This window comes from Halobacillus alkaliphilus (genome assembly GCF_900113125.1).
In the GTDB taxonomy this organism is placed as follows: Bacteria; Bacillota; Bacilli; order Bacillales; family Halobacillaceae; genus Halobacillus; species Halobacillus alkaliphilus.
Genome location: NZ_FOOG01000009.1, coordinates 39,463 through 59,713, shown reverse-complemented (window position 1 = coordinate 59,713; position 20,251 = coordinate 39,463). Strand labels below are relative to the sequence as shown.

The 20,251-nt window shown below is 41.9% G+C and carries 19 protein-coding genes; 14 read left to right on the top strand and 5 right to left on the bottom strand.

Going from position 1 to position 20,251, the window contains the following annotated elements; all coding sequences use genetic code 11:
• Positions 1–409: 409 nt before the first annotated feature.
• On the top strand, positions 410–1,387 hold the full coding sequence (locus BMZ06_RS07430) for a phosphotriesterase family protein (protein WP_089751422.1): 978 nt from the start codon (positions 410–412) through the stop codon (positions 1,385–1,387).
• A gap of 66 nt (positions 1,388–1,453) precedes the next feature.
• Here the strand turns inward: BMZ06_RS07430 and BMZ06_RS07425 are convergent, their stop codons facing one another.
• The gene (locus BMZ06_RS07425; RefSeq protein WP_089751481.1) at positions 1,454–1,567 is read right to left on the bottom strand and encodes a YjcZ family sporulation protein; all 114 of its coding nucleotides are present in this window, start codon (positions 1,565–1,567) and stop codon (positions 1,454–1,456) included.
• Between the two features lie 319 nt (positions 1,568–1,886).
• On the opposite strand from BMZ06_RS07425, the gene BMZ06_RS07420 reads away from it, so the two are divergent.
• Together BMZ06_RS07420 and BMZ06_RS07415 are read left to right on the top strand one after the other, a co-directional pair.
• Positions 1,887–2,465, top strand: coding sequence for a TetR/AcrR family transcriptional regulator (locus tag BMZ06_RS07420; protein ID WP_245755969.1), 579 nt, complete (start codon positions 1,887–1,889; stop codon positions 2,463–2,465).
• Positions 2,466–2,470: 5 nt separating this feature from the next.
• A complete protein-coding gene (locus BMZ06_RS07415) occupies positions 2,471–2,908 on the top strand; it encodes an OsmC family protein (RefSeq protein WP_089751421.1) in 438 nt (145 codons plus the stop codon).
• A gap of 132 nt (positions 2,909–3,040) precedes the next feature.
• Here BMZ06_RS07415 and BMZ06_RS07410 read toward each other — a convergent pair whose 3' ends face one another.
• Positions 3,041–4,165 carry an MBL fold metallo-hydrolase gene (locus BMZ06_RS07410; protein WP_089751420.1) on the bottom strand — a complete coding sequence of 375 codons (1,125 nt, stop codon included), beginning with the start codon at positions 4,163–4,165 and terminating at the stop codon, positions 3,041–3,043.
• Between the two features lie 24 nt (positions 4,166–4,189).
• Complete coding sequence (locus tag BMZ06_RS07405; protein ID WP_089751419.1) at positions 4,190–4,966, bottom strand: sulfite exporter TauE/SafE family protein; 777 nt, start codon at positions 4,964–4,966, stop codon at positions 4,190–4,192.
• Positions 4,967–5,481: 515 nt separating this feature from the next.
• Between BMZ06_RS07405 and BMZ06_RS07400 the strand changes: the two genes are divergently transcribed.
• The 5 genes from BMZ06_RS07400 (at position 5,482) to BMZ06_RS07380 (ending at position 10,668) form a co-directional block, all read left to right on the top strand.
• On the top strand, positions 5,482–6,177 hold the full coding sequence (locus BMZ06_RS07400) for a nucleotidyltransferase domain-containing protein (protein WP_175477822.1): 696 nt from the start codon (positions 5,482–5,484) through the stop codon (positions 6,175–6,177).
• A gap of 395 nt (positions 6,178–6,572) precedes the next feature.
• Positions 6,573–7,787, top strand: a complete 1,215-nt coding sequence (gene fdhA, locus BMZ06_RS07395) for a formaldehyde dehydrogenase, glutathione-independent (protein ID WP_089751417.1) — start codon at positions 6,573–6,575, stop codon at positions 7,785–7,787.
• Positions 7,788–7,976: 189 nt separating this feature from the next.
• Positions 7,977–8,768, top strand: a complete 792-nt coding sequence (locus tag BMZ06_RS07390) for a DUF3100 domain-containing protein (protein ID WP_089751416.1) — start codon at positions 7,977–7,979, stop codon at positions 8,766–8,768.
• Positions 8,769–8,785: 17 nt separating this feature from the next.
• Positions 8,786–9,238, top strand: a complete 453-nt coding sequence (locus BMZ06_RS07385) for a hypothetical protein (protein WP_089751415.1) — start codon at positions 8,786–8,788, stop codon at positions 9,236–9,238.
• Positions 9,239–9,375: 137 nt separating this feature from the next.
• On the top strand, positions 9,376–10,668 hold the full coding sequence (locus BMZ06_RS07380; protein WP_089751414.1) for a M20 family metallo-hydrolase: 1,293 nt from the start codon (positions 9,376–9,378) through the stop codon (positions 10,666–10,668).
• Between the two features lie 89 nt (positions 10,669–10,757).
• Here BMZ06_RS07380 and BMZ06_RS07375 read toward each other — a convergent pair whose 3' ends face one another.
• On the bottom strand, positions 10,758–11,243 hold the full coding sequence (locus tag BMZ06_RS07375; protein WP_089751413.1) for a GyrI-like domain-containing protein: 486 nt from the start codon (positions 11,241–11,243) through the stop codon (positions 10,758–10,760).
• A 377-nt stretch (positions 11,244–11,620) separates the two neighbouring features.
• Between BMZ06_RS07375 and BMZ06_RS07370 the strand changes: the two genes are divergently transcribed.
• Positions 11,621–13,642, top strand: coding sequence for a penicillin-binding transpeptidase domain-containing protein (locus tag BMZ06_RS07370; RefSeq protein WP_089751412.1), 2,022 nt, complete (start codon positions 11,621–11,623; stop codon positions 13,640–13,642).
• Positions 13,643–13,989: 347 nt separating this feature from the next.
• Positions 13,990–16,044, top strand: coding sequence for a LuxR C-terminal-related transcriptional regulator (locus BMZ06_RS07365; RefSeq protein WP_089751411.1), 2,055 nt, complete (start codon positions 13,990–13,992; stop codon positions 16,042–16,044).
• A gap of 19 nt (positions 16,045–16,063) precedes the next feature.
• Here the strand turns inward: BMZ06_RS07365 and BMZ06_RS07360 are convergent, their stop codons facing one another.
• Positions 16,064–16,417 carry a DUF4870 domain-containing protein gene (locus BMZ06_RS07360; protein WP_342708629.1) on the bottom strand — a complete coding sequence of 118 codons (354 nt, stop codon included), beginning with the start codon at positions 16,415–16,417 and terminating at the stop codon, positions 16,064–16,066.
• Positions 16,418–16,623: 206 nt separating this feature from the next.
• Here BMZ06_RS07360 and BMZ06_RS07355 point away from each other — a divergent pair, with 206 nt between their 5' ends.
• The 4 genes from BMZ06_RS07355 (at position 16,624) to BMZ06_RS07340 (ending at position 20,189) form a co-directional block, all read left to right on the top strand.
• On the top strand, positions 16,624–17,451 hold the full coding sequence (locus BMZ06_RS07355) for a hypothetical protein (RefSeq protein WP_089751409.1): 828 nt from the start codon (positions 16,624–16,626) through the stop codon (positions 17,449–17,451).
• 528 nt (positions 17,452–17,979) lie between these two features.
• On the top strand, positions 17,980–18,492 hold the full coding sequence (gene ectA, locus BMZ06_RS07350) for a diaminobutyrate acetyltransferase (RefSeq protein WP_089751408.1): 513 nt from the start codon (positions 17,980–17,982) through the stop codon (positions 18,490–18,492).
• A 15-nt stretch (positions 18,493–18,507) separates the two neighbouring features.
• Positions 18,508–19,797: a diaminobutyrate--2-oxoglutarate transaminase gene (gene ectB, locus BMZ06_RS07345; RefSeq protein ID WP_089751407.1), complete on the top strand. Its 1,290-nt coding sequence runs from the start codon at positions 18,508–18,510 to the stop codon at positions 19,795–19,797.
• Positions 19,794–20,189: an ectoine synthase gene (locus BMZ06_RS07340; protein ID WP_089751406.1), complete on the top strand. Its 396-nt coding sequence runs from the start codon at positions 19,794–19,796 to the stop codon at positions 20,187–20,189. The genes ectB and BMZ06_RS07340 overlap by 4 nt, the downstream gene beginning before the upstream one ends.
• Positions 20,190–20,251 lie beyond the last annotated feature (62 nt).

The following is a 20,251-nucleotide window of genomic DNA, read 5'->3' as shown; positions in this document are numbered from 1 at the left end:
TATGTTTCGGCTCTATTAATCTCCAAATATATTTATTACAGTAAAGCTCCCATTACTTGAAGACTTGATTTCGATTATGTCTCGAGTGTCTGGGTGATGGAACAAGACGAGTTATTTCCCCACCAGCCCTCTTCCACATAGAGTAAAGGATCCAAGATATCTCGAAAATGAGTCTTACCGTAACCGGCCCTGATTGTTGAAGACTTCATGATGAAAGACTAAAATAACTTTTAACATTTTTTTGTTTTTAATAGGGGACGTTCATCTTAAAAATAATCCGTTGAATTTTCAGAAAACTAAAGATATAGTAAAAGTATTGAAGCTGTTTTACTAAAAAGAAATGGCTTTTTTATTAGGGGATTACATACTATCCGGTTAGTATGTGAAATTTTCGGAGGTGGATGATTACATGGGAATGATAGAAACTGTAATGGGCCCGTTGGACACAGAGAAGTTAGGGAAAACCTTGATTCATGAGCATTTCTACTTTGGTTATCCAGGATTTCAAGGTGATATGACACTCGGAGGATTTGACTTTGAAGAGAAAAAGCATCAGGGCATAGAAATTGCTGAAATGGTCCAACAGCAGGGCGTTGAAACAGTAGTGGATCCGACGCCCAATGAGTGTGGGCGTGACGTTCGGCTGCTTCAAGCTGTTTCGGAAGCTACCGGGCTGAATATTATTTGCGCAACCGGTTTTTATTATGAAGGGGAAGGAGCAACCCCATATTTTAAGTTTCGCCAGCAGCTAGGTACGGCAGAAGAAGAAATTTATGAAATGTTCATGGAAGAGATCACGCATGGAATTGAAGGGAAAGGTATTAAACCAGGAATTATTAAACTTGCCTCCAGCAAAAACGAAATTACATCTTATGAAAGTATGTTTTTTCGAGCAGCGGTAAGGGCACAGAAAGAGACAGGCATTGTACTTTTAACGCATACCCAGGAGGGGACAATGGGGCCTGAGCAGGCGGCGTTTCTAATTGAAGAGGGAGCGGATCCTTCAAAAATTGTTATTGGCCATATGTGCGGAGCAACCGATATAAACCAGCACTTACAGGTACTCAATCAGGGAGTTTATATGGCGATGGACCGATGGGGATTACAGGGCATTGTAGGAGCCCCTATGGACGAGGAGAGGAAGGCTGTACTCGCAGGTTTGCTTACTTTAGGTTATGAAAAGCAATTGTTCCTCTCTCATGATACGGTCAATGTATGGTGGGGGCGTTCTCCCGTCTTACCCGATCAGCTTGTGAATTTGCTTCAAAACTGGCAGCCTGATCACTTATTTAAACGAGTGGTGCCAGAGCTTAAAGAAAAGAATGCTATAACGGAAGAGCAGCTGGCACAAATATTTATTTCGAATAGCTTTCGTTTGTTTTCATAAGGATCAATCTGATCTACTATACAAGTAAAAGCACATTCGATTGTTGAACATCGAATGTGATTTTTATTAATATACGAATGCGGTTCTTACGATGATAAGGAGAATAAACAATACAACAATTAAAGCAAAACCGCTCGCGTAAAGGTATTCTCCATAGCCCCGAAACGGCCATACTCGAATCCCGTAAAAATCACTTCTGTTTGATAGTTGAGGCTAGCTGCCTCTTTACAGAAGGAATAGTGGCTGTGTTTCTGCCTGAGGTAGAGTAAATTGTAGGCTGAATGACATAACCGGCTACTTTCTTTGAATTCAAAATAACTGAATGTTATAGTTGTTTTGTACCAACCGGTTGGTTTTGAGTTTTATTGTATTGGGGAATACAGATAAGTGATCGAACGTCAGGGCAATTCACCTAGCAGATGGCTGTTCCTTTCTTGAATAAGATCAAGGAGGGAGGCTGTCGTGTTTCTGTACCGGCCAGTAGGTGTAAAAATACGGATTGGGTGATATTGTGAGTGAAAAGAAAAAAGAAATCATTAGAGCTGCAGCTGAGTTAATCCACACTAAAGGTTATGAGCCCACAAAATTGAGTGATATTATGAAGGCTTCCGATATAGGAAAAGGTCAGTTCTATCACTATTTTTCTTCAAAAAGGGAGTTAGGTTTAACAATCGTGGATTATTATGCTGAAATGTGGGATCGGGAATTGATTCAAGGTATTTTCCAATCATCTTTTTCTGCAGAAAAGAAAATGGAAAATATGTTGGAATGGGCGGTGAATTATCATGTGGGCACTCAAGGATTGAGTGGCTGTCCCTTTGGAAACCTTGCTATTGAAATGAGTGAACATGATGAAGAATTCCGTCTTAAAATCAATCATCTGATCGATCAATGGATTTATCATCTTGCTCACGTAATGGAAGATTTACGCGGGAAAGATCAAGCTTTACAGCAGGCCCGTGTTATTGTAGCTCAGATTGAAGGTGGAATCCTGTTAATGAAGAGTTATCAGGACATTTCAATTCTTAAAGATGTTATAGAGGCAATTCGATTAAATTATTTAAATGAAGGAGAATGATTGAAATGGCTAAAGTGAACCAAAAAATTTCTGCAGTATCTAAAGGAATGAAAACAGATAGTACAGCTCGTAAGCACCAGGTTGTTATTGATGAACCGGCAAATATGGGCGGAACTGACGAAGGTGCCAACCCTCTGGAAACCTTACTTGCTTCACTAGCGGGTTGTGAAAATGCCGTAGCCAACTTTGTGGCTAAAGAAATGGATTTCGATCTTCAAGGCATCGATTTTGAAATCAATGGTGAAATGGATTCCAGAGGGATGATGGGAGAAGAAGGTGTACGTCCTTACTTCCAGAAAGTTACGGTTAACGCTACAGTGCACACTAGTGAATCCGAAGAGCGCGTAAAAGAGTTACAGGAAACAGTAGATTCCCGCTGCCCGGTATATACGACACTTGAAGCGGCAGATGTTGAGCTTACACCGAATTGGGTTAAAGCATAATTGCAGTTAAATAAAGCTGGAGCAGAAAGAAATACCTTTCTGCTCCAGCTTTTTTAGTGTATCTAAGTTTTTTGACTTGCCAGAGTCCCACTCTGTTTCAAGTCGCATCGATTTGGTAGTCAATGGCTCCACTTATACAGCACAGCGGTTTGGACCAACTTCCATCTCGCGTTTTTCGTCTTGGTCTGGATCTTTTTTGCCCATATTAATTTGACGGATTTCTTCGTGACTATTGGGCTGTGGAGGAAGTCCATCCGTGACGAGATGCTTGAATTCCTCCTCGTCTTCTACGTTTAAACGGTCATTGTGCTCATACAGCTCGGCAAGCTTCGCCTGAACGGTACCGTTTTGATTAATTTCCTTCATAGCACCGAAGTGAGCTGGAAGCACCGTTAAGTCCTGAGAAAGAAGCTGATAGCGCTCATATAGTGTTTTGTGCAGATCATCTACCCAGTCATCTGCTTTTCCGGCCAGATCCGGACGGCCGATAGAGTCTAAGAACAGAATATCGCCTGTGAGCAAGTACTGATTATCTACAATAAAGCTTGTACTTCCGATGGTATGACCAGGTGAATAAAAGGCAGATATTTTAGCGGTATTGCCCACTGAGATCTCGGTTCCGTCCTCAAGCTTATTATATTTGAAAGTTAAACCTTCATCATCTTTAGGCGGGAAGTAATAATCGGCTTCTGTTTGATCAGCTAATGTTTTTCCGCCTGAAATATGGTCGGCATGAAGGTGAGTATCCAGTACATATTGAATCGATACACCTTTTTCATCCGCAAAATTCTTATAAGTGTCTGTCATACGGACGGCATCCACTACGGCAGCTTCACCATTGGAAATAACCATGTAGGATAGGCATCCTTTACCGAGACGAAGGAATTGATAAAGTTCTCCTCCTCCAGAAAGATCACCAATTTTCATAGGTTCTAAATGTTCGCTCCAAGACGTCATACCGCCTTCCACGTAGGTGACGTCCTTGACGCCAGCCTCTTCCAGCATTTCTACGCCTTTTTGAGAGGAAATTCCTTTTGCGCAAACTACGTAAATGGTCTGGTCTTCAGGAAGCTGCTCTTTTACAGACGATGGATCATTTTCCAGTTGTTTATAAGGAACATTGAGACTGCGTACATTATCTCCTTCAATGGACCAATCGTTAAAGTCTTCTTCTTTCCGAATATCAAGAATGAATACTTCTTTGTTTGAGAGAATTTTTTCAGCCAGTTGTTTAGTTGTTAACGGTTGTAATGCCATAGTTACCCCTCCAATTTAAAATCGTTAGAATAAAATATCTGACCATACTTTAATAGCTGTTCCTGCAATTAACGCTGCTAAGATCCATTGTAAAACTTTCGTGTTCGCGCGTTGTCCTGCCTTAGCTCCAAGCTGGGAAGTGAGGATACTTGCCACGGCAATGACTGCGGCAGGCAAGAATGGAACGTCTCCAGAAAAAAGCTTGCCTGTTACCGATCCTACTGAGGAGATGAACGTTATTGCCAAGGAAGAAGCAATCGTGATTCTTGTCGGTATTCGAAGCATAACGAGCATGATAGGGACAAGTAAGAATGCTCCGCCTGCTCCCACAATACCGGCGCCTATTCCGACAATAAAAGCTGAACCAGAGGCAATCCATTTATTGAATGAGATATTTTCCGGCTGCTCATTGCTGGCTTTGGCAGGGATGAACATCATAACGACAGCTATCAAAGCTAATATAGCATAGATCAAATTTATGATGTGTTCGGATAGATACTGTGCTCCAAAACCGCCGATCAGACTGCCGATCAAAACAGCAATTCCCATATATAAAATCAGCGGTTTATAGAGTTGGCCTCCTTTTCGATACCCGAGCGCTCCTCCAAAAGAAGCGGCTAATACTTGCACAGCTACGACTCCCGCCGCTGTATGGGGACCGAATCCGCTAAACCCAAGTAAGGGCGGGATATAGAGAAGCATCGGATAATTGACAATAGCGCCTCCTATACCAACAAGTCCAGATAGGAAGGATCCTGCCAAACCAATAATAAATACTGTGATTAAAAAAGCCGCACTCATAACCATCATCACCTCACCCAGCATAACTTACATTTGTTAATTTACTTATCCCCTCACATAATATGGGTACCACCGCAGGTATTTAGTTAAACGGAAAATTTAATGTAAAAACAGCAGGTCTTTAAACACTCCCTTTATTTTCCACCTCAGGTCATCCATTAAAAGGGATTTTTTGAAATGTACAATCTGGTAGTTATATTTATTCTTCACAGGTATCCTGTGAAGTAACCAAACTAACTATAGGGATGTTAAATAGTTAAAGGAGCAATTCTGCTTAGTCGAAAAATTGACTGTTATCTGTGCATGCCAATTGAACTAGAAGTATTCTATGGAAATAATGTAAAAACCGGTAAATCGATAATTTACAACTAATCTTCAACATCCTGGCTATTTAATAATCGCAATTCATTATTTAGCCCTTACTACTCGCCGAACACTGACCTGCCTTCTGAATAACATAAAGATGAACGTCTTTGCGCGTTTTTTTGAAAATTTATAAAAGGTGGGAAGATCCCTTGAAAAGAGATGCCTTTCACACAGCTCGAGCCTTTATTGATTCTTATTTTCCGGATTGCCAGAGCGCTGTACTTTCAGGAAGCGTGGTTCGCGGTGAGGAGACTCCTTCATCAGATCTTGATATCGTGGTTATTGATCGGGAACCTTTCCGACAATCGTATTATTATTGCAAATGGCCGGTAGAAGTGTTTGTGCATAATAAAGATTCCCTGGAAGATGCGCTTTTTATTGAAACCCAGCATGGGATTCCTTTGATGACCCGCTTGTGTGCAGAAGGGATGGTCATCAAAGGAGGCAGGGAAGCAGAAAAGATGATAGAAGAAGCTAAGAAAAGCTTAATAGAAGGTCCATGCGCTTTACCTCTGAATAAGCTGAATGAATTACGGTACGCGATTTCCGACAATCTGGATGATTTGGAAGGATCGGAAAGGCCGGAAGAAGATATCTATTCGGTAAGTTCGCTGACCGAAAGTCTTCACCAGTTTATTCTAAGATCCAATCAAAAGTGGGCAGGTGAGGGTAAATGGATGTACCGCTCATTGAGAGACTATGATGAAGCTTTGGCTGTCCGGTTAACAGAATGTCTGCAATCCTTTTATACACGGCAGGAAAAAGGCGAGTTAATCAGGTTTGTGGATGAAATTCTGGCGCCTCATGGGGGCAGGCTTTTTCATGATTATTATGCCAGGTTTTAAAACAAGTACGAATGGTGTAATTTTATAAGGCTTAGACAGCATAATTCTCTTCGCTGTTTAAGCTTTTTTAAACGGAAAATATTAATTTTACTTAAATAAAGATTGTGAGAAGGATTTACTGAAAATTTGGCAGTGGTGATCTTTTTACTCGCTTACTCTTTAAAAATAAATACTTTTAATTCGAAATAAGTTTGAAGTTGTATATGAATGGGGAAGTGTTTTGGAATTGGAAAATTTTCCAAGGGTTTATCTGTGAAATTGCCTGCCTGCTTTTGTACATAAAGGAGGGGTATTCCCTAAGTTAACTTATTAGCCATCCATAAGCTTGAGGTTCATTTTTGACTAAAAATGAAAGCGCTTTACGAAGGTTTTAAATATTAGAGGAGGCTGTAATAATGGGAACTAACAATCGTGCGGTAGCTTACGCAGGTAATGGTGGAGTAACGGTAAAGGATATCGATTTTCCGGAATTAGTTTTGAGGGACGGGCCGGGAGTTAACCCGCGAAATGTGGGAAGAAAGTGTGAACATGGGGTAATTTTGAAAATAGTATCTACTAATATATGTGGAAGTGATCAGCACATGGTGCGTGGAAGAACAACAGCGCCTGAAGGACTGGTCCTTGGGCATGAGATAACTGGGGAAGTTATTGAGACAGGGCGTGATGTGGAATTTGTAAATAAAGGCGACCTTGTTTCAGTTCCATTCAACATAGCTTGCGGACGTTGCAGAAATTGTATCGAAGGAGCTACTCATATATGTTTAAACGTAAACCCGGACCGTCCCGGTTCAGCATATGGATACGTGGATATGGGAGGATGGGTCGGCGGTCAGGCCGAATATGTGATGGTTCCGTACGCAGACTTCCAAGTTTTAAAATTTCCTGATAAGGATCAGGCCATGGAAAAGATGCTTGATTTAACTATGCTTTCAGATATTTTTCCTACTGGTTTTCACGGAGCATATACAGCAGGAGTAAAAATAGGGTCAACGGTCTATATCGCTGGTGCTGGTCCTGTCGGGCTTGCGGCGGCACACTCCGCCCAGCTACTTGGAGCTTCAGTAGTTATTGTTGGGGATCTTATCGAGGAAAGGTTAAAGCAGGCGGAAAGCTTTGGTTGTGAAACGATCAATATCAGTAAGCATGACAATATATCTGAGCAAATTGAACAGATTCTCGGTGTGCCTGAGGTTGACGCCGCAGTGGACTGCGTTGGTTTTGAAGCACATGGCCACAACCATCAGGAGGCCCCGGCCACAGTGCTCAATTCTATCATGGAGGCGACACGTGCTGGAGGGGGGTTAGGCATACCTGGTCTCTATGTAACAGAAGATCCAGGCGCTTCGGATGAAGATGCCAGACGAGGCGCCTTGAAGCTCGATTTCGGCTTGGGCTGGGCAAAAGCTCAAACCTTTGTAACAGGGCAGACACCTGTTATGCGTTACCATCGAGGTCTGATGCACTCGATATTAAAAGAAAAAGCTGATATAGCTAAAGCTGTAAATGCCACCGTGATTGGACTTGAGGATGCGCCGCGGGGATACGATGAATTTGACAGCGGAGTAGCTAAGAAGTTTGTGCTGGATCCTCATGGATTGTTGAAAACGTAAAGGAATAAGAAAACGCAGCCTGCTGGCTGCGTTTTTAATTTTTTTGAAAGTGTACATATCAGATTCTTTTCAATTTTAAAATTGTGCGGTAAGATTCACTATAAAATCTTTAGTAGTGTGATAGAATGATACTGCATCGAGTGAAAGTGGTAAAGTGAAAAAATGACTTATTTGGAGAGGAGTGGTGATATGAGCAGTGGAATGGGTTCTGGTTTATGGAAAGACTGGAGGCTTCATGCTCTCGTATTGATAACCGTATTAGCAACAGAAGCAATTGGCACTTACAGCTTTACTATTGGTCCGGGTGTTGTGTTGTTGCTGCCAATGCTGTATGCATTAATTATTGGTCTGATTTTATATTTTACTCCTATTGTTAAAGAAAGGCAGTCAAAAAACGCTGAACCGATTATTGTTCTCGGGGTAGCCCTTCTTCTGGCTAAGATTGGCGTTATCATTGGTCCATCTCTGCCTCAGCTGATTGAAGCGGGGCCTGCATTATTACTGCAGGAGTTAGGGAATCTGGGCACGATTCTTCTCGCTTTGCCGGTAGCTGTATGGCTCGGGTTAAAACGTGAAACGATTGGTATGACGCACTCGGTAGCCAGGGAACCAAACGTAGGACTGATCATGGACAAGTACGGGATCAGTTCAGCGGAAGGTCAGGGCGTGATGGCGGTTTACATTTTTGGAACCGTTTTTGGAGCCGTATTTATGGGGCTTATTTCTGGTTTTCTGGCTACAGTGACCCCTCTACATCCGCTTTCTTTTGCAATGGCATCTGGAATAGGGAGCGGCAGTATGATGGCAGCGGCAAGCGGCTCGCTGATTGAAGCTTTTCCTGACTTAGAAAACCAGATTGTAGCGTTCGCTGGTGCAAGTAATCTATTGTCTCTTTCAACAGGCCTTTACATTAGTATTTTTATAGGGCTGCCTTTAACAGAGAAGCTTTATGGCGTCATGACTCGAAACAAGAAAGGGTAAAGGAGGAAGAGGTTGCCATGTTAAAAAATATTCAGGAATGGTTATTATTATTAATTATCTTTGGCGTTACTTCACTGCTTGGCAATTGGATTGGATACGATATTATGCCATTGGCTGCGGCACCTGGAATGCTTGTTCTAGTGCTTGTCTGTCTAGCGGGATTTATCCTGCACCGGCTAATCCCTATTGAATTCCCCAGTGTCGCCTACATAGCGATTATTGGTGTTCTTATTTCCATGCCATGGATGCCTGGATCGGATTATATTGTAGCCTGGACCAACGAAGTTCAACTGCTGGCTCTGACCACTCCAATTCTAGCCTATGCCGGAATTGCGATCGGCCGTTCATGGACCGATTTTGTGCGACTGGGCTGGAGAACGATCGTAGTCGCCAGTCTTGTACTAATTGGGACTTTTCTTGGATCTGCATTGATTTCTGAGTTGATCTTAAGTCTTCAAGGTATTATTTAATAGGGAATAGTTAACTACCTTGGAGAACTGCATGATTCTAATCCCGACATTTCGCATATTAGAGAATAAAGATAGAATTGTAATGGTTATGAAAGAAGGTAAACTATATACAAATACAATGGAAAGCGAGGGATCATGTGAGTTCACAATGGGATTTACATCAAGAGCTGATCAAGGATTACGATAACCGTTATGATTATAATGGTGTAAACGGAGACCGCCTGGCCAGGCGGCTGCATCTTCTGTCTGAGATTGGATTAACAGAAGATAAAGGAAGCATGCGCATTGGCTTTTCTCAAGAAGAAAAGCAGGCTAAAGAGTTGGCCATCGAGTGGATGAAGGAAGCGGGGCTTTCGATATCTAAGGATGGGGCTGGGAATGTATTCGGTCGTTTAGAAGGTAAAGATCCTTCGAAACCCGCGGTTTTAAGTGGCTCTCACCTGGATAGTGTACCTAACGGCGGTCACTTTGATGGACCTCTCGGAGTTCTTTCAGCACTTGAGGTGGTAGAGGCGTGGAAAGCAAATGGTTATCAGCCTGATGTGCCATACGAAGTGGTTATCTTTTCCGATGAAGAAGGATCCCGCTTCAACAGTGGTCTTACAGGGAGCCGTGCTATGACAGGAACAGCTGATATTGAGCTTCAGGGAGAACTCACAGATCAGGAAGGGAAAAGCTTTGAGGAAGTCATGAATGGCATTGGGCTTTCTACTGAAACCTTTGCTGGTGCTGTGCGGAATTTGGATGAGATCGAGACGTTTGTGGAAGTTCACATTGAACAAGGAAAGAGACTGGAACAGAATAATCTGCCAGTTGGTATTGTCGAAGGAATTGCTGGACCGAGCTGGCTGGAATTTGATTTCATTGGAGCAGCTGGTCATGCCGGGAACACGCCTATGACGGAGCGTCAAGATGCGTTAGTGGCGGCTGGAGAGTTCATTCGAAATATTTATGATCTTCCAAAGGGATATAGTGAATCAGCCGTAGCAACCGTAGGAAAGCTGAATGTATATCCGAATGGAATTAACGTTATTCCTGGAAAAGTTGCTTTAAATGTCGATGTTCGTGATATCTTCGAAGAAACGAGAAATCAATTGATTGAACGGATTGAGAAAGAAGCGGCACGGATTTCTAAAGAGTTTGGGGTTAAATACCGCTTTCGTCAGACCTTGAAAGTAGATCCTGTACTGATTCCTGATGACTTAAAGGAAAAGCTGGGTCAGGCTTTAGAGCAGCACGGTATTGAGCCTATGGAATTACCAAGCGGAGCCGGGCACGATGCTTTGATTGTTGGTCATTATTTGCCTGTCGCTATGCTGTTTGTTAATAGTAAAGACGGGGTCAGTCATAATCCGGACGAATGGTCTTCGCTGAATGATTGTGTTCAGGGAGTACACGTATTGAAATCGTATATTGAATCATTAACTTAACCAATTACGGAAGTTCCCTTGAGGGGGACTTCTTTTTTTATAATCATGCCTAAATAAACTAAGGTCTCCGTTGGTTCCATCATGCACATTTATTTTTTAACAATCGGTAAATAAATATCAAAGTGCGGGTCATCCGGGTCATGATCAACGGGATAATGCTCATGTTTGATTGGCATATAAGGATCATAATAATTTACACCGTCTTCTCTAAGTGCGGTGAATTCACTATTAACCAGCCAACGTTGTAATTCCGTGTATGTCTTTTGTACATCTGTTCCTTTGTGATGGGTAGTGTTTACATACGTCCATTCAGGAACCCGTATTTCAATCATCCCATCAGGAATCTCCTGCTCCTCACTCACTTCGTATACAGCGTAATGGACAAACCCATTTTCGACTACATGATAAGATAGCCCTAACTGAACCATGGGGTTCTTCTTATACTCTAATTCATCTGCTCGCTCTTCACTTTGTTTAATGACGTTTTTTAAGTTTGGTATGATTTCAGAAAAAGTTCCCTCCCATTTTAATCCTACTGCCCTATAGGCTGGTAACGTTAAGATTTCATAACTCATCTTCTTCCCTCCCTAATCTATAAAATTTCATAGAGTACATAATTATAATTTTCGCTAACTATGGATGTTACTCCTTCTTTAAATATCTTTCTCTCATAGTGTTATCGTGACTTCATTTCTAAAATGATGATGTTCTCTGATAATTAAAACAAGAGAAATATTATTCTGTGTTTAACACGCTTGCGAGCTCAGCTGTTACAAGCAACGGGGAGATTTAACAGAAACAATAGTCAAAATATAATATCCATTCGAATCGAAAATAGGACAAAAATTCCAATTAGTAGGTTGTGATTCCTACGTTATCGTTAGAATTTTGATATAATATCTACTATTAAGATGGAATTTGTCCTATTTTGTCTAGAAGGAGGCGTCTATCGATGAAGTGGCTAAAGGTGATGATCTTTTCCCTTGCGTTCATAGGTCTGGCGGGCTGTTCTGAACAGCCGAGTCCGGAAGAAACATTCAAGGCCTATATGGCAGCGTGGGAAGATCAAGATTATGAAACAATGTACGGACTGCTGGGAGAGGATTCTAAAGCAAATACTAGCGAAGCAGAGTTTACAGAGAGGTACAATAAAATTTACAAAGATATTAATGTAAGTGACTTAGAAGTTACATATAGCCTGCCTGAAGAAGATCAGGAGTATGATCAGGAGGAAACTCAAACGTTTGCCTATGAAGCAAGCATGGATTCAATGGCCGGAGCGATTAATTTTTCGCATGAAGCTGAACTTGTATTTGAAGAAGATGATGATAATGTGCCGTGGGCAGTAAAATGGAATCCTTCCATGATCTTTGCAGGAATGGAAAAGGGAGATACCATTTATCCGGAAACCGTCTCTCCTGAACGTGGAGAGATCTTCGATCAGGATGGAGAAGGACTTGCTGTAAATGGTACTATTCAAGAAGTTGGACTTGTACCGTCTAGAATGGAAGGTAAGGAAGAGGAAGCGAAAGAAGGGCTGTCAGAGATTTTGAACATCTCTGTGGAAAGCATCGAACAAAAGCTAAACCAGTCCTGGGTGAAGGCTGATTCTTATGTACCTATAGGGTCGGTGGCTAATGATGATAAAGAGAGAATTGATGCCATTAAAGAATTAGCTGGGACCCAATTTAATGAGATTGATAATGCACGTGTTTATCCACTGGGCAAAGCCGCCGCTCATCTGACCGGTTATGTGGACGATATTACAGCTGAACAACTGAAGGAGCGGGAAGGTGAAGGCTATACTTCCAATGATCAGGTTGGACAGACTGGCCTTGAAAGAGTAATGGAGCAACAACTGAGAGGTACACCAGGTGGAAAGGTTTCGATCTTAGATGAAAATAACGAGGTGAAAGAGGTACTTGCCGAAAAACCTGCTTCAGATGGAAAGGATCTTACCCTTACGATCCAAAAGGATGTACAGAAAGCGGTGTATGACGAATTAAAAGGAGACTCCGGTTCTGCTACTGCCATCAACCCTTCTACTGGAGAGGTGAGTGCTCTAGTGAGCGCTCCGTCCTATAACCCTAACCAATTCGTTTTAGGGAAGAGTCAGGAACGAAAAAAAGAGCTGACAGAAAACCCTGATCGGCCGCTTGTGAATAAATTTACTAAAACCTATTCTCCCGGCTCGACCTTCAAACCGATTACAGCATCGATCGGTCTTGAGTCCGGAACAATCAATCCAGTAACAGAGATGTCGATCCCTGAGCGAACTTACAGCGAAGAAGGATGGGGCGGATATTCGGTGACGCGGGTTCCAGGAGCCAATGAAGAGAAACAGGTGAATCTGCGTGATGCGCTCATACGCTCAGATAATATTTATTTTGCGCGTTCCATTTTAGATATCGGCGGAGAAACCTTTTTAGAGCAGGCGAAGGATTTTGGTTTTGGAGAAGACATTCCGCTAGCCTATCCAATAAGTTCTTCACAGATTCTGAATGGAGATTCGTTTGGAAGCAACGAACCGCTGCTTGCCGATACAGGTTATGGTCAGGGAGAAGTCCAAATGAGTACATTGCACTTGGCCATGACTTATACCCCTTTTATTAATGAAGGTACGATGCTGAAGCCCGTACTAATGAAAAATGAAGAAAATGGGCAGGCCTGGCACGAAAATATCATGAGTCCGGAAACAGCTTCTACCGTACGCGAATCACTGCAAGCGGTAGTGGAAAATGAAAATGGCACTGGGTACGAGCCGCAGGTGGAAGGGCTTGAACTTGCCGGAAAAACCGGAACGGCCGAGTTAAAACAATCTCTTGATCAAGAAAATGCGCAGGAGAACGGATGGTTTATTGCGTGGGATACGGAAAATCCTGATTTGATGGTTTCTATGATGATCGAGGATGTTGAGGGCGGCAGTCACTACGTCGTTCCTAAAGTGAAAAATGTATTTAAGGAAATGCGCTGATTTTAGCTGTTTCTTACGTAAGATTCCCTCGTGCTGCATGGCGAGGGAATCTTTTTACTTTTGCTGCGGTCATCGATTAGTCATCGCCTCTACCAGAATTTCGGTCAATATCTATTTCCCCATCCATGTCGAATGATTCATCACTATCAGAAGACGGGTATTTAGCACTCGGTTATCCTAGAATCTGGTTTTAGCGGTGAATTATTAAACAATTTACGTTCATTTGCTAAAGTGAAGAGAAAAATATGGTAAATTTATAGTATAGATAGAAAAAGACACTACAGGTCTTTTTACCTTTTTATGAAATGATAAGGCCTTGAAGTGTACTTCACAATGGAGGGCTGGATATGTGGTTATCCAATACGGATAAAGAATTGCTTGAGGAAGAATGGAATACCACTCTTATGGAATTGGAAAATGACCAGTTTGTAGGCCGAGGTAGAGAACTGCAGTATTTTCGCGACTTTATTGAAAGTAGTAAGGACACCAAACGCATTTTACACGTTTATGGCATGGGAGGGATTGGTAAAACTTTCTTGATTCATGCGTTTCAACGCCTGGTAGAACGTCTGGATGGAATGGTTTTCCTAGGGTTGGATAGTGAAGATTTTGCACAGTCCCCTTCTATGTTTGCCGAGCAGTTATTATTTCAATTAGATTCCAAGTTGTCCCTGAAACTCTCCAAATCTCATGAAACCCCTCTTAATCAGTGCCTGGATGTGTTAAAAGAATCTTCTAAAAACCACCGAATTATTATAGCTGTAGATACTTATGAAAAGATAGGTTCAATGGACCGATGGTTCCGTGAAGTCTTTCTCAGATCCCTCCCTGAATCGATATCGATCATACTTGCCGGCCGCCACCCTCTGACAGCTGGCTGGATGGAGTCGCCAGCTTGGCGGTCCATCGTAACGCAAGTGAAATTAACAGCCTTTACCTATGACCAGACGCGATTGTATTTGAGTAAGGCAGGCGTAACGAAACATTCGGATATCCAGGACTATTGGCGCTTTACGAATGGGCATCCACTTACCTTGTCCCTATCGGCAATGGCTTACGGCAGTAAAGAAAATACAGATCATCACCCTCACGAAAAGCACGAGATTCTCACCTATCTCACCTCAAAGTGGCTGAGTGAAGTAAACGACCCGGAGCTTCAACGACTGTTAGAAGCTGCTGCAGTGCTGCGTCACTTTGACCAAGCTACCCTTAATTTCATTTTAGATGAAAGAACGACCACCACCGCTTTTACTAGACTCACCTCTCTTTCCTTTGTGAACCGCACCAATCATGGATGGGGCATCCATGAAATTATCAGATCAGCCATTGTATTAAATATACAGGAGCGTACACCTGAACACTATCAGTCTTTAAAGAGGCGGAGTGCTTCCTATTACCTTCAGCAAATTAATCGAAATCAGAGTTCTACCTGGGAGATTGCCGAATATTTTTACCACCTTGGTGAAGAAGTGATCCGATCTGCATTTTTTCAGGATAAAGACCAACAGAAAAAATATATTGAACCTGTCGGGGCTCATAACTTCAAAGAAGTAGAAGAATACTTTGAGAAAAGGAATCGCTATGATCAAGACAGTGTAGCTCATTACTATAACCGAGAGACAGACACAACTTACCGCTATTATGTATCCGCAGAACATAACCAAAAGGAAAATGACCTTATAGGAGCTGAGTATGTAAGAAAAATGGGATACAACGTGGGTAGGATTGTAAAAGATGAGGAAGGAGAAATGATTGGACTTTCCCTTATAGTGCCGATTAATAGGCAAACCATTGAACAATTAAAAAAAGAGCCGGTTTCCCGGGCTTACTTCAGGCAGTTATCCAGGGAAGAGGAAGAAGAATACCGTGTAGGTGAAGATTCTTATTCAGGGTGGTTTATTCGCATGCTGGATTGTTTAAATCCGGAAGATAGTCATACACGGTCTTTTCTCTTGTACAGTTTATTTCCACTTTTATTGTCCGGGGGCAGAATCATTACTTCTACCCCCATTCCTTTCTTTCAGCAATTAACTCAGGCTTTTGGATTCGAAAAGGTTCCGAATGCTACTCATTATGATTTTGGCCCAGATCAGCCTTCTCCAACATTTCTACTGGATGTGAGAGGGCCGCGTTTAATTCAGTATTTAAAACAATTTTCACAGACTGTTTCTCTTGAGAAAGATCATGTGCTTCATGTCGCAGAGCGTCATCAATTAACAAAACGCGAAAAAGAAATCCTGCTGAGTATTCACGGGGAACTTTCCAATAAAGCCATAGCTGAGCAACTGCATATTACTGAAATTACCGTAAAAAAACATGTGGGCAGCATTCTGAAAAAGTTTCAGGTCAAAAACCGAACCCAGCTTATGAAAAGAATTATGGAAATGTCCCCTTATCTTTAAAGATTCTCAAAGACCTTAATTAATGAGATTCCGGAGGCTTAATAATCGTATATTTTCCTATGATAGGTAGGGATTTCTCTTCCCCTTTGGAGGCATTGATAATTCCCATGATCAATAGAACTAAAATTAAAAGGTTTCCAATAGGAAGAATGATCAGCCAGCCGAGGATTGGGACCACGGTTCCCACTGTATTAACCGCTAAAAGCAATAGAAACAAAAGAAACCCCTGGTTTCCATGATACATGGCAAATCTTGAGTTTTTAGCGGCCAAGAGAGGGAGAAAAAATACAAGATAAGCTAAGATGGCAATGACCTTATTGTCTTCAATATCCTTTGCAACTCCGCTGTTATTTTTAACATTTTGTGAATCCATCATTTCGCCCGCCTTTCTGTTTAATGTAAATACTGTACTTTAAAAGTAATACGGATGTTTACCAAAAGAAATTATACCTAGGTATAATTTTTTCGGTGGATCCATAAAAACTATACTGGGGTATAATTTTTCTTCTCTTATGTGCTTGGTAAGCTTAATGAGAAAGAGACGGACTGGTAAAGGCAATTAAAAAGGAGGGCGTCTTAATGAGGCTGTCGATATTCATTCGTTTTATCTCAATCACCATGATGTTTATGTGGGTACTTTCTGGATGCGGTGGATCGGACAGTACGGATGAAAAGGAAAACAATGATCAAGCCGTAGAAGAAGCCAGTGGAGAGGAAATGGATGAAGAAAACAGTACGGAGGAAGTAAGTGAAGTGACAAATACTAATGCAAACAGCAGTGAGGGGGAAGGGAGCGAAAGTAAGGAAACCGAAGCGGAGTGGGATGTGAGTAAACTCCAGCAAATCAAAGGGTTTACGGATATTATGGATAAGTTCTCGCTTATCTCCTATTCTTTTAATTCCCCTGGAAGCAGTTTAAAGATTACGATGCAAAGAGTGGGCGAAGAAGAAGTGAATGGAGAGTTAACCAACCATATTAAAGTTAATATGGAAGAAGACGGAGGGTCAGGAGAGGCTATAGAGCTATGGGTAACCAGTGAAGGTGAAACGAAACGTATGGTTGCCGGAGGAGAGCGAATGGAAGGCGAAATGCTGCAAATGGCAGGACAGTCATATGTGATGATGCTCTTAATGCCTTTTAACATGACAGATCGCACGGAAGTGACGAATATTCTTAAAAACCAGACCGAATATCCGGGTGTGAAGGTATCAAAACTCAGTAAGGATCAGAAGACAATTGGAGACGTGAAAATGGATACTTACACATATGAAGTGACAAGTGAAGGAGAAAAATCAACCTGGGAAGTCGGGGATTTAGGAGACTATCAAGTTATGACCAGCTGGAAGGTACAACAGGAAGAGGGAGATGCCAGCTTTCAGATTTCAGATTTAGAACTTCGAAGGTAACGATAAAGGTTAAAGGTAGAGCCCATCTATAATAAAGCATGCTTCTATAGGATTTTACGGTGTGGTATTCAACGTTGTCTACGCTCAGTGAAGTAAATAGAAAATCTAATGGTATCGAAAAGAGACTTCCTTAATAAAACAGGAAGTCTCTTTTTTGTGAGAGCACAAAGACTTACAATCGTAAAGCTTTAGAAAATCCTATCCCACATGTTCACATTTCATATAGGAACACGGTAAAAAACGTCCCCGCACCTGTTTAAGGCCTTTTTATCAAATTTACCTAAAATAGTTCAAATGACCTAGAGACCATGCGTGCCAAGGGTTTTCCGAAGTGTTTTTTTAAAAAACAGAGGATAAGGACTTATGAGGCGCTTTGCTAAAGCAATAACACTAAAAATTACCATTAAGTACGTGTCATCGCCTCATTGTCCAACAAAACGCTATTGAGCGGCTTTGACTTATTTGTGCTCCTTTATTAGTGTCTAATTGTGCAGTTGCCAGAACTTTCAGAAAAAATAAGTTTTTGAGGTGATTTCAATTCCAACAACTACAAAGGAAGTAAAAAAATATCAATTTTGTGAACCAGAGAAATCAGATGGAGCAGAAGTGTATGAAATGATTGAAAATATCCCCATTCTTGACTTGAATTCCTCTTACAGCTACCTGCTGTGGTGTGAATTTTTCAGCGATACCTCGGTAGTCGTAAAGGATGAGGGGAACACGGTTGGGTTTATTTCAGGATTTATTCATCCGTCTTCACCAGATACCTTATTCATCTGGCAGGTGGCGGTAGCTGAAACGGAGCGAGGCCAAGGGCTTGCCACAAGGATGATTGATCATGTTGTGGAGCGTCATGAAGGTGTGGACTATATAGAAGCGACAGTATCCCCTTCAAACAAACCTTCTCAACAATTATTCAAGGGTTTTGCCAAGAAAAAAGAAGTGCCTTGTGATATCAGTGTGTGTTTTGAGGAAGACGATTTCCCTGGGGAGGACCACGAGCAAGAGAATACGTTCAAAATCGGACCACTAAAAAACTAGGAGGACCTACTTTTAATGACTAATTCTAACCAAAATACGGACATGAGTGTTTTTGAAAATCTTGAATCAGAAGTTCGAAGTTACAGCCGCAGTTTTCCGACTACGTTTGAAAAGGCCAAAGGCTATCAAATGTGGGACGGGAATGGAAAATCCTACATTGACTTTTTTGCGGGCGCAGGAGCTCTGAACTATGGACATAACGACGATGCAATGCAGCAAAAGCTGATTGACTATATACAAAGTGATGGATTGCTTCACAGTCTGGATATGGCAACAAATGCCCGGGCTGAATTTTTGAAAAAGTTTAATGAGGTCATTCTTGAGCCTAGAAATATGAGCTATAAAATTATGTTTCCTGGTCCTACAGGAACCAATACCGTCGAGAGTGCGCTTAAAATTGCCAGAAAAATAACTGGACGTGAAAAGGTGGTTACCTTTACGAATGCCTTCCACGGCATGACAATCGGTGCGCTTTCCGTTACAGGTAACTCCTTTAAACGTCACGGAGCTGGAATTCCGTTAACCTACAGCATGGCGATGCCATACGACGATTACATGGATGGCTATGATTCCTTGGATTACCTTGAAAGAATGATTCAGGACGGCGGAAGTGGTATTGATCTTCCAGCAGCGATTATTCTGGAAACCGTTCAGGGAGAAGGCGGAATTAATGCAGCAAGCTTCGAATGGCTGAAAAAAGTGGAAGATTTATGCCGTCGTCTGGATATCATGCTGATTGTAGATGATGTGCAGGCAGGATGCGGGCGTACAGGGACATTCTTCAGTTTTGAAAAAGCAGGAATTTCCCCTGATGTGGTCTGCCTGTCCAAGTCAATCAGCGGAAGCGGACTACCCATGGCCATTACCTTGATCAAGCCGGAGTATGACCAGTGGGGCCCAGGTGAACACAATGGTACATTCCGTGGGAACAACCTGGCCTTCGTTACAGCAGCAGAGGCATTAAATTATTGGAAAACGAATGAATTCAGCGAATCAATCGAAGAGAAGAGTGAACTTTTCCTAAAACGCCTATACCAGTTTGTAAAAGATTATCCGGAACTGGAAGGTGAGGTTCGCGGGCGTGGGTTGATGCTCGGGATCGCCAGTAAGAAAGAAGGACTGGCAGGGCAAATTGCCGCTGAAGCCTTCAAGAAGGGTCTGATTATTGAAACATCCGGACCAGACGATGAAGTCCTTAAGATGCTGCCTCCGTTAATAATTAACGAAGAAGGTATCTCTAAAGGTTTAGATATGATTGAAGAGAGCATTAAAGCCGTGCTCAGCAAGGAGGAAGCAAAAGTATGAACGTAGTAAAACTCGAAGATTTAATTGGAACAGAACGCGAAGTAAAAGACGACAATTGGAAAAGCAGAAGATTCCTTCTAAAGGATGATAATGTGGGTTTCAGCCTTCATGATACGGTGCTTTATGCGGGTACAGAAACGTATATTTGGTATAAGAATCACATTGAAGCGGTGTACTGCATTGAAGGGGAAGCCGAGATTGAAACGTTGAAAGACGGGAAGAAATATCAGATCAAACCAGGTACGATGTATTGCCTCGATGGACATGAAAAGCATTATTTACGTGCGAAAACGGATTTCCGTGTTGTTTGTGTATTCAATCCCGCGCTTGTAGGAAATGAAGTACATGATGAAGAAGGCGTCTATCGTCTGCCGGATGAAAGTAAATCATAAAAAAAAGAGCGCTTGGAAGTAATTTCACTTTCAAGCGCTCTTTTATATGATTTTAGGTCTAT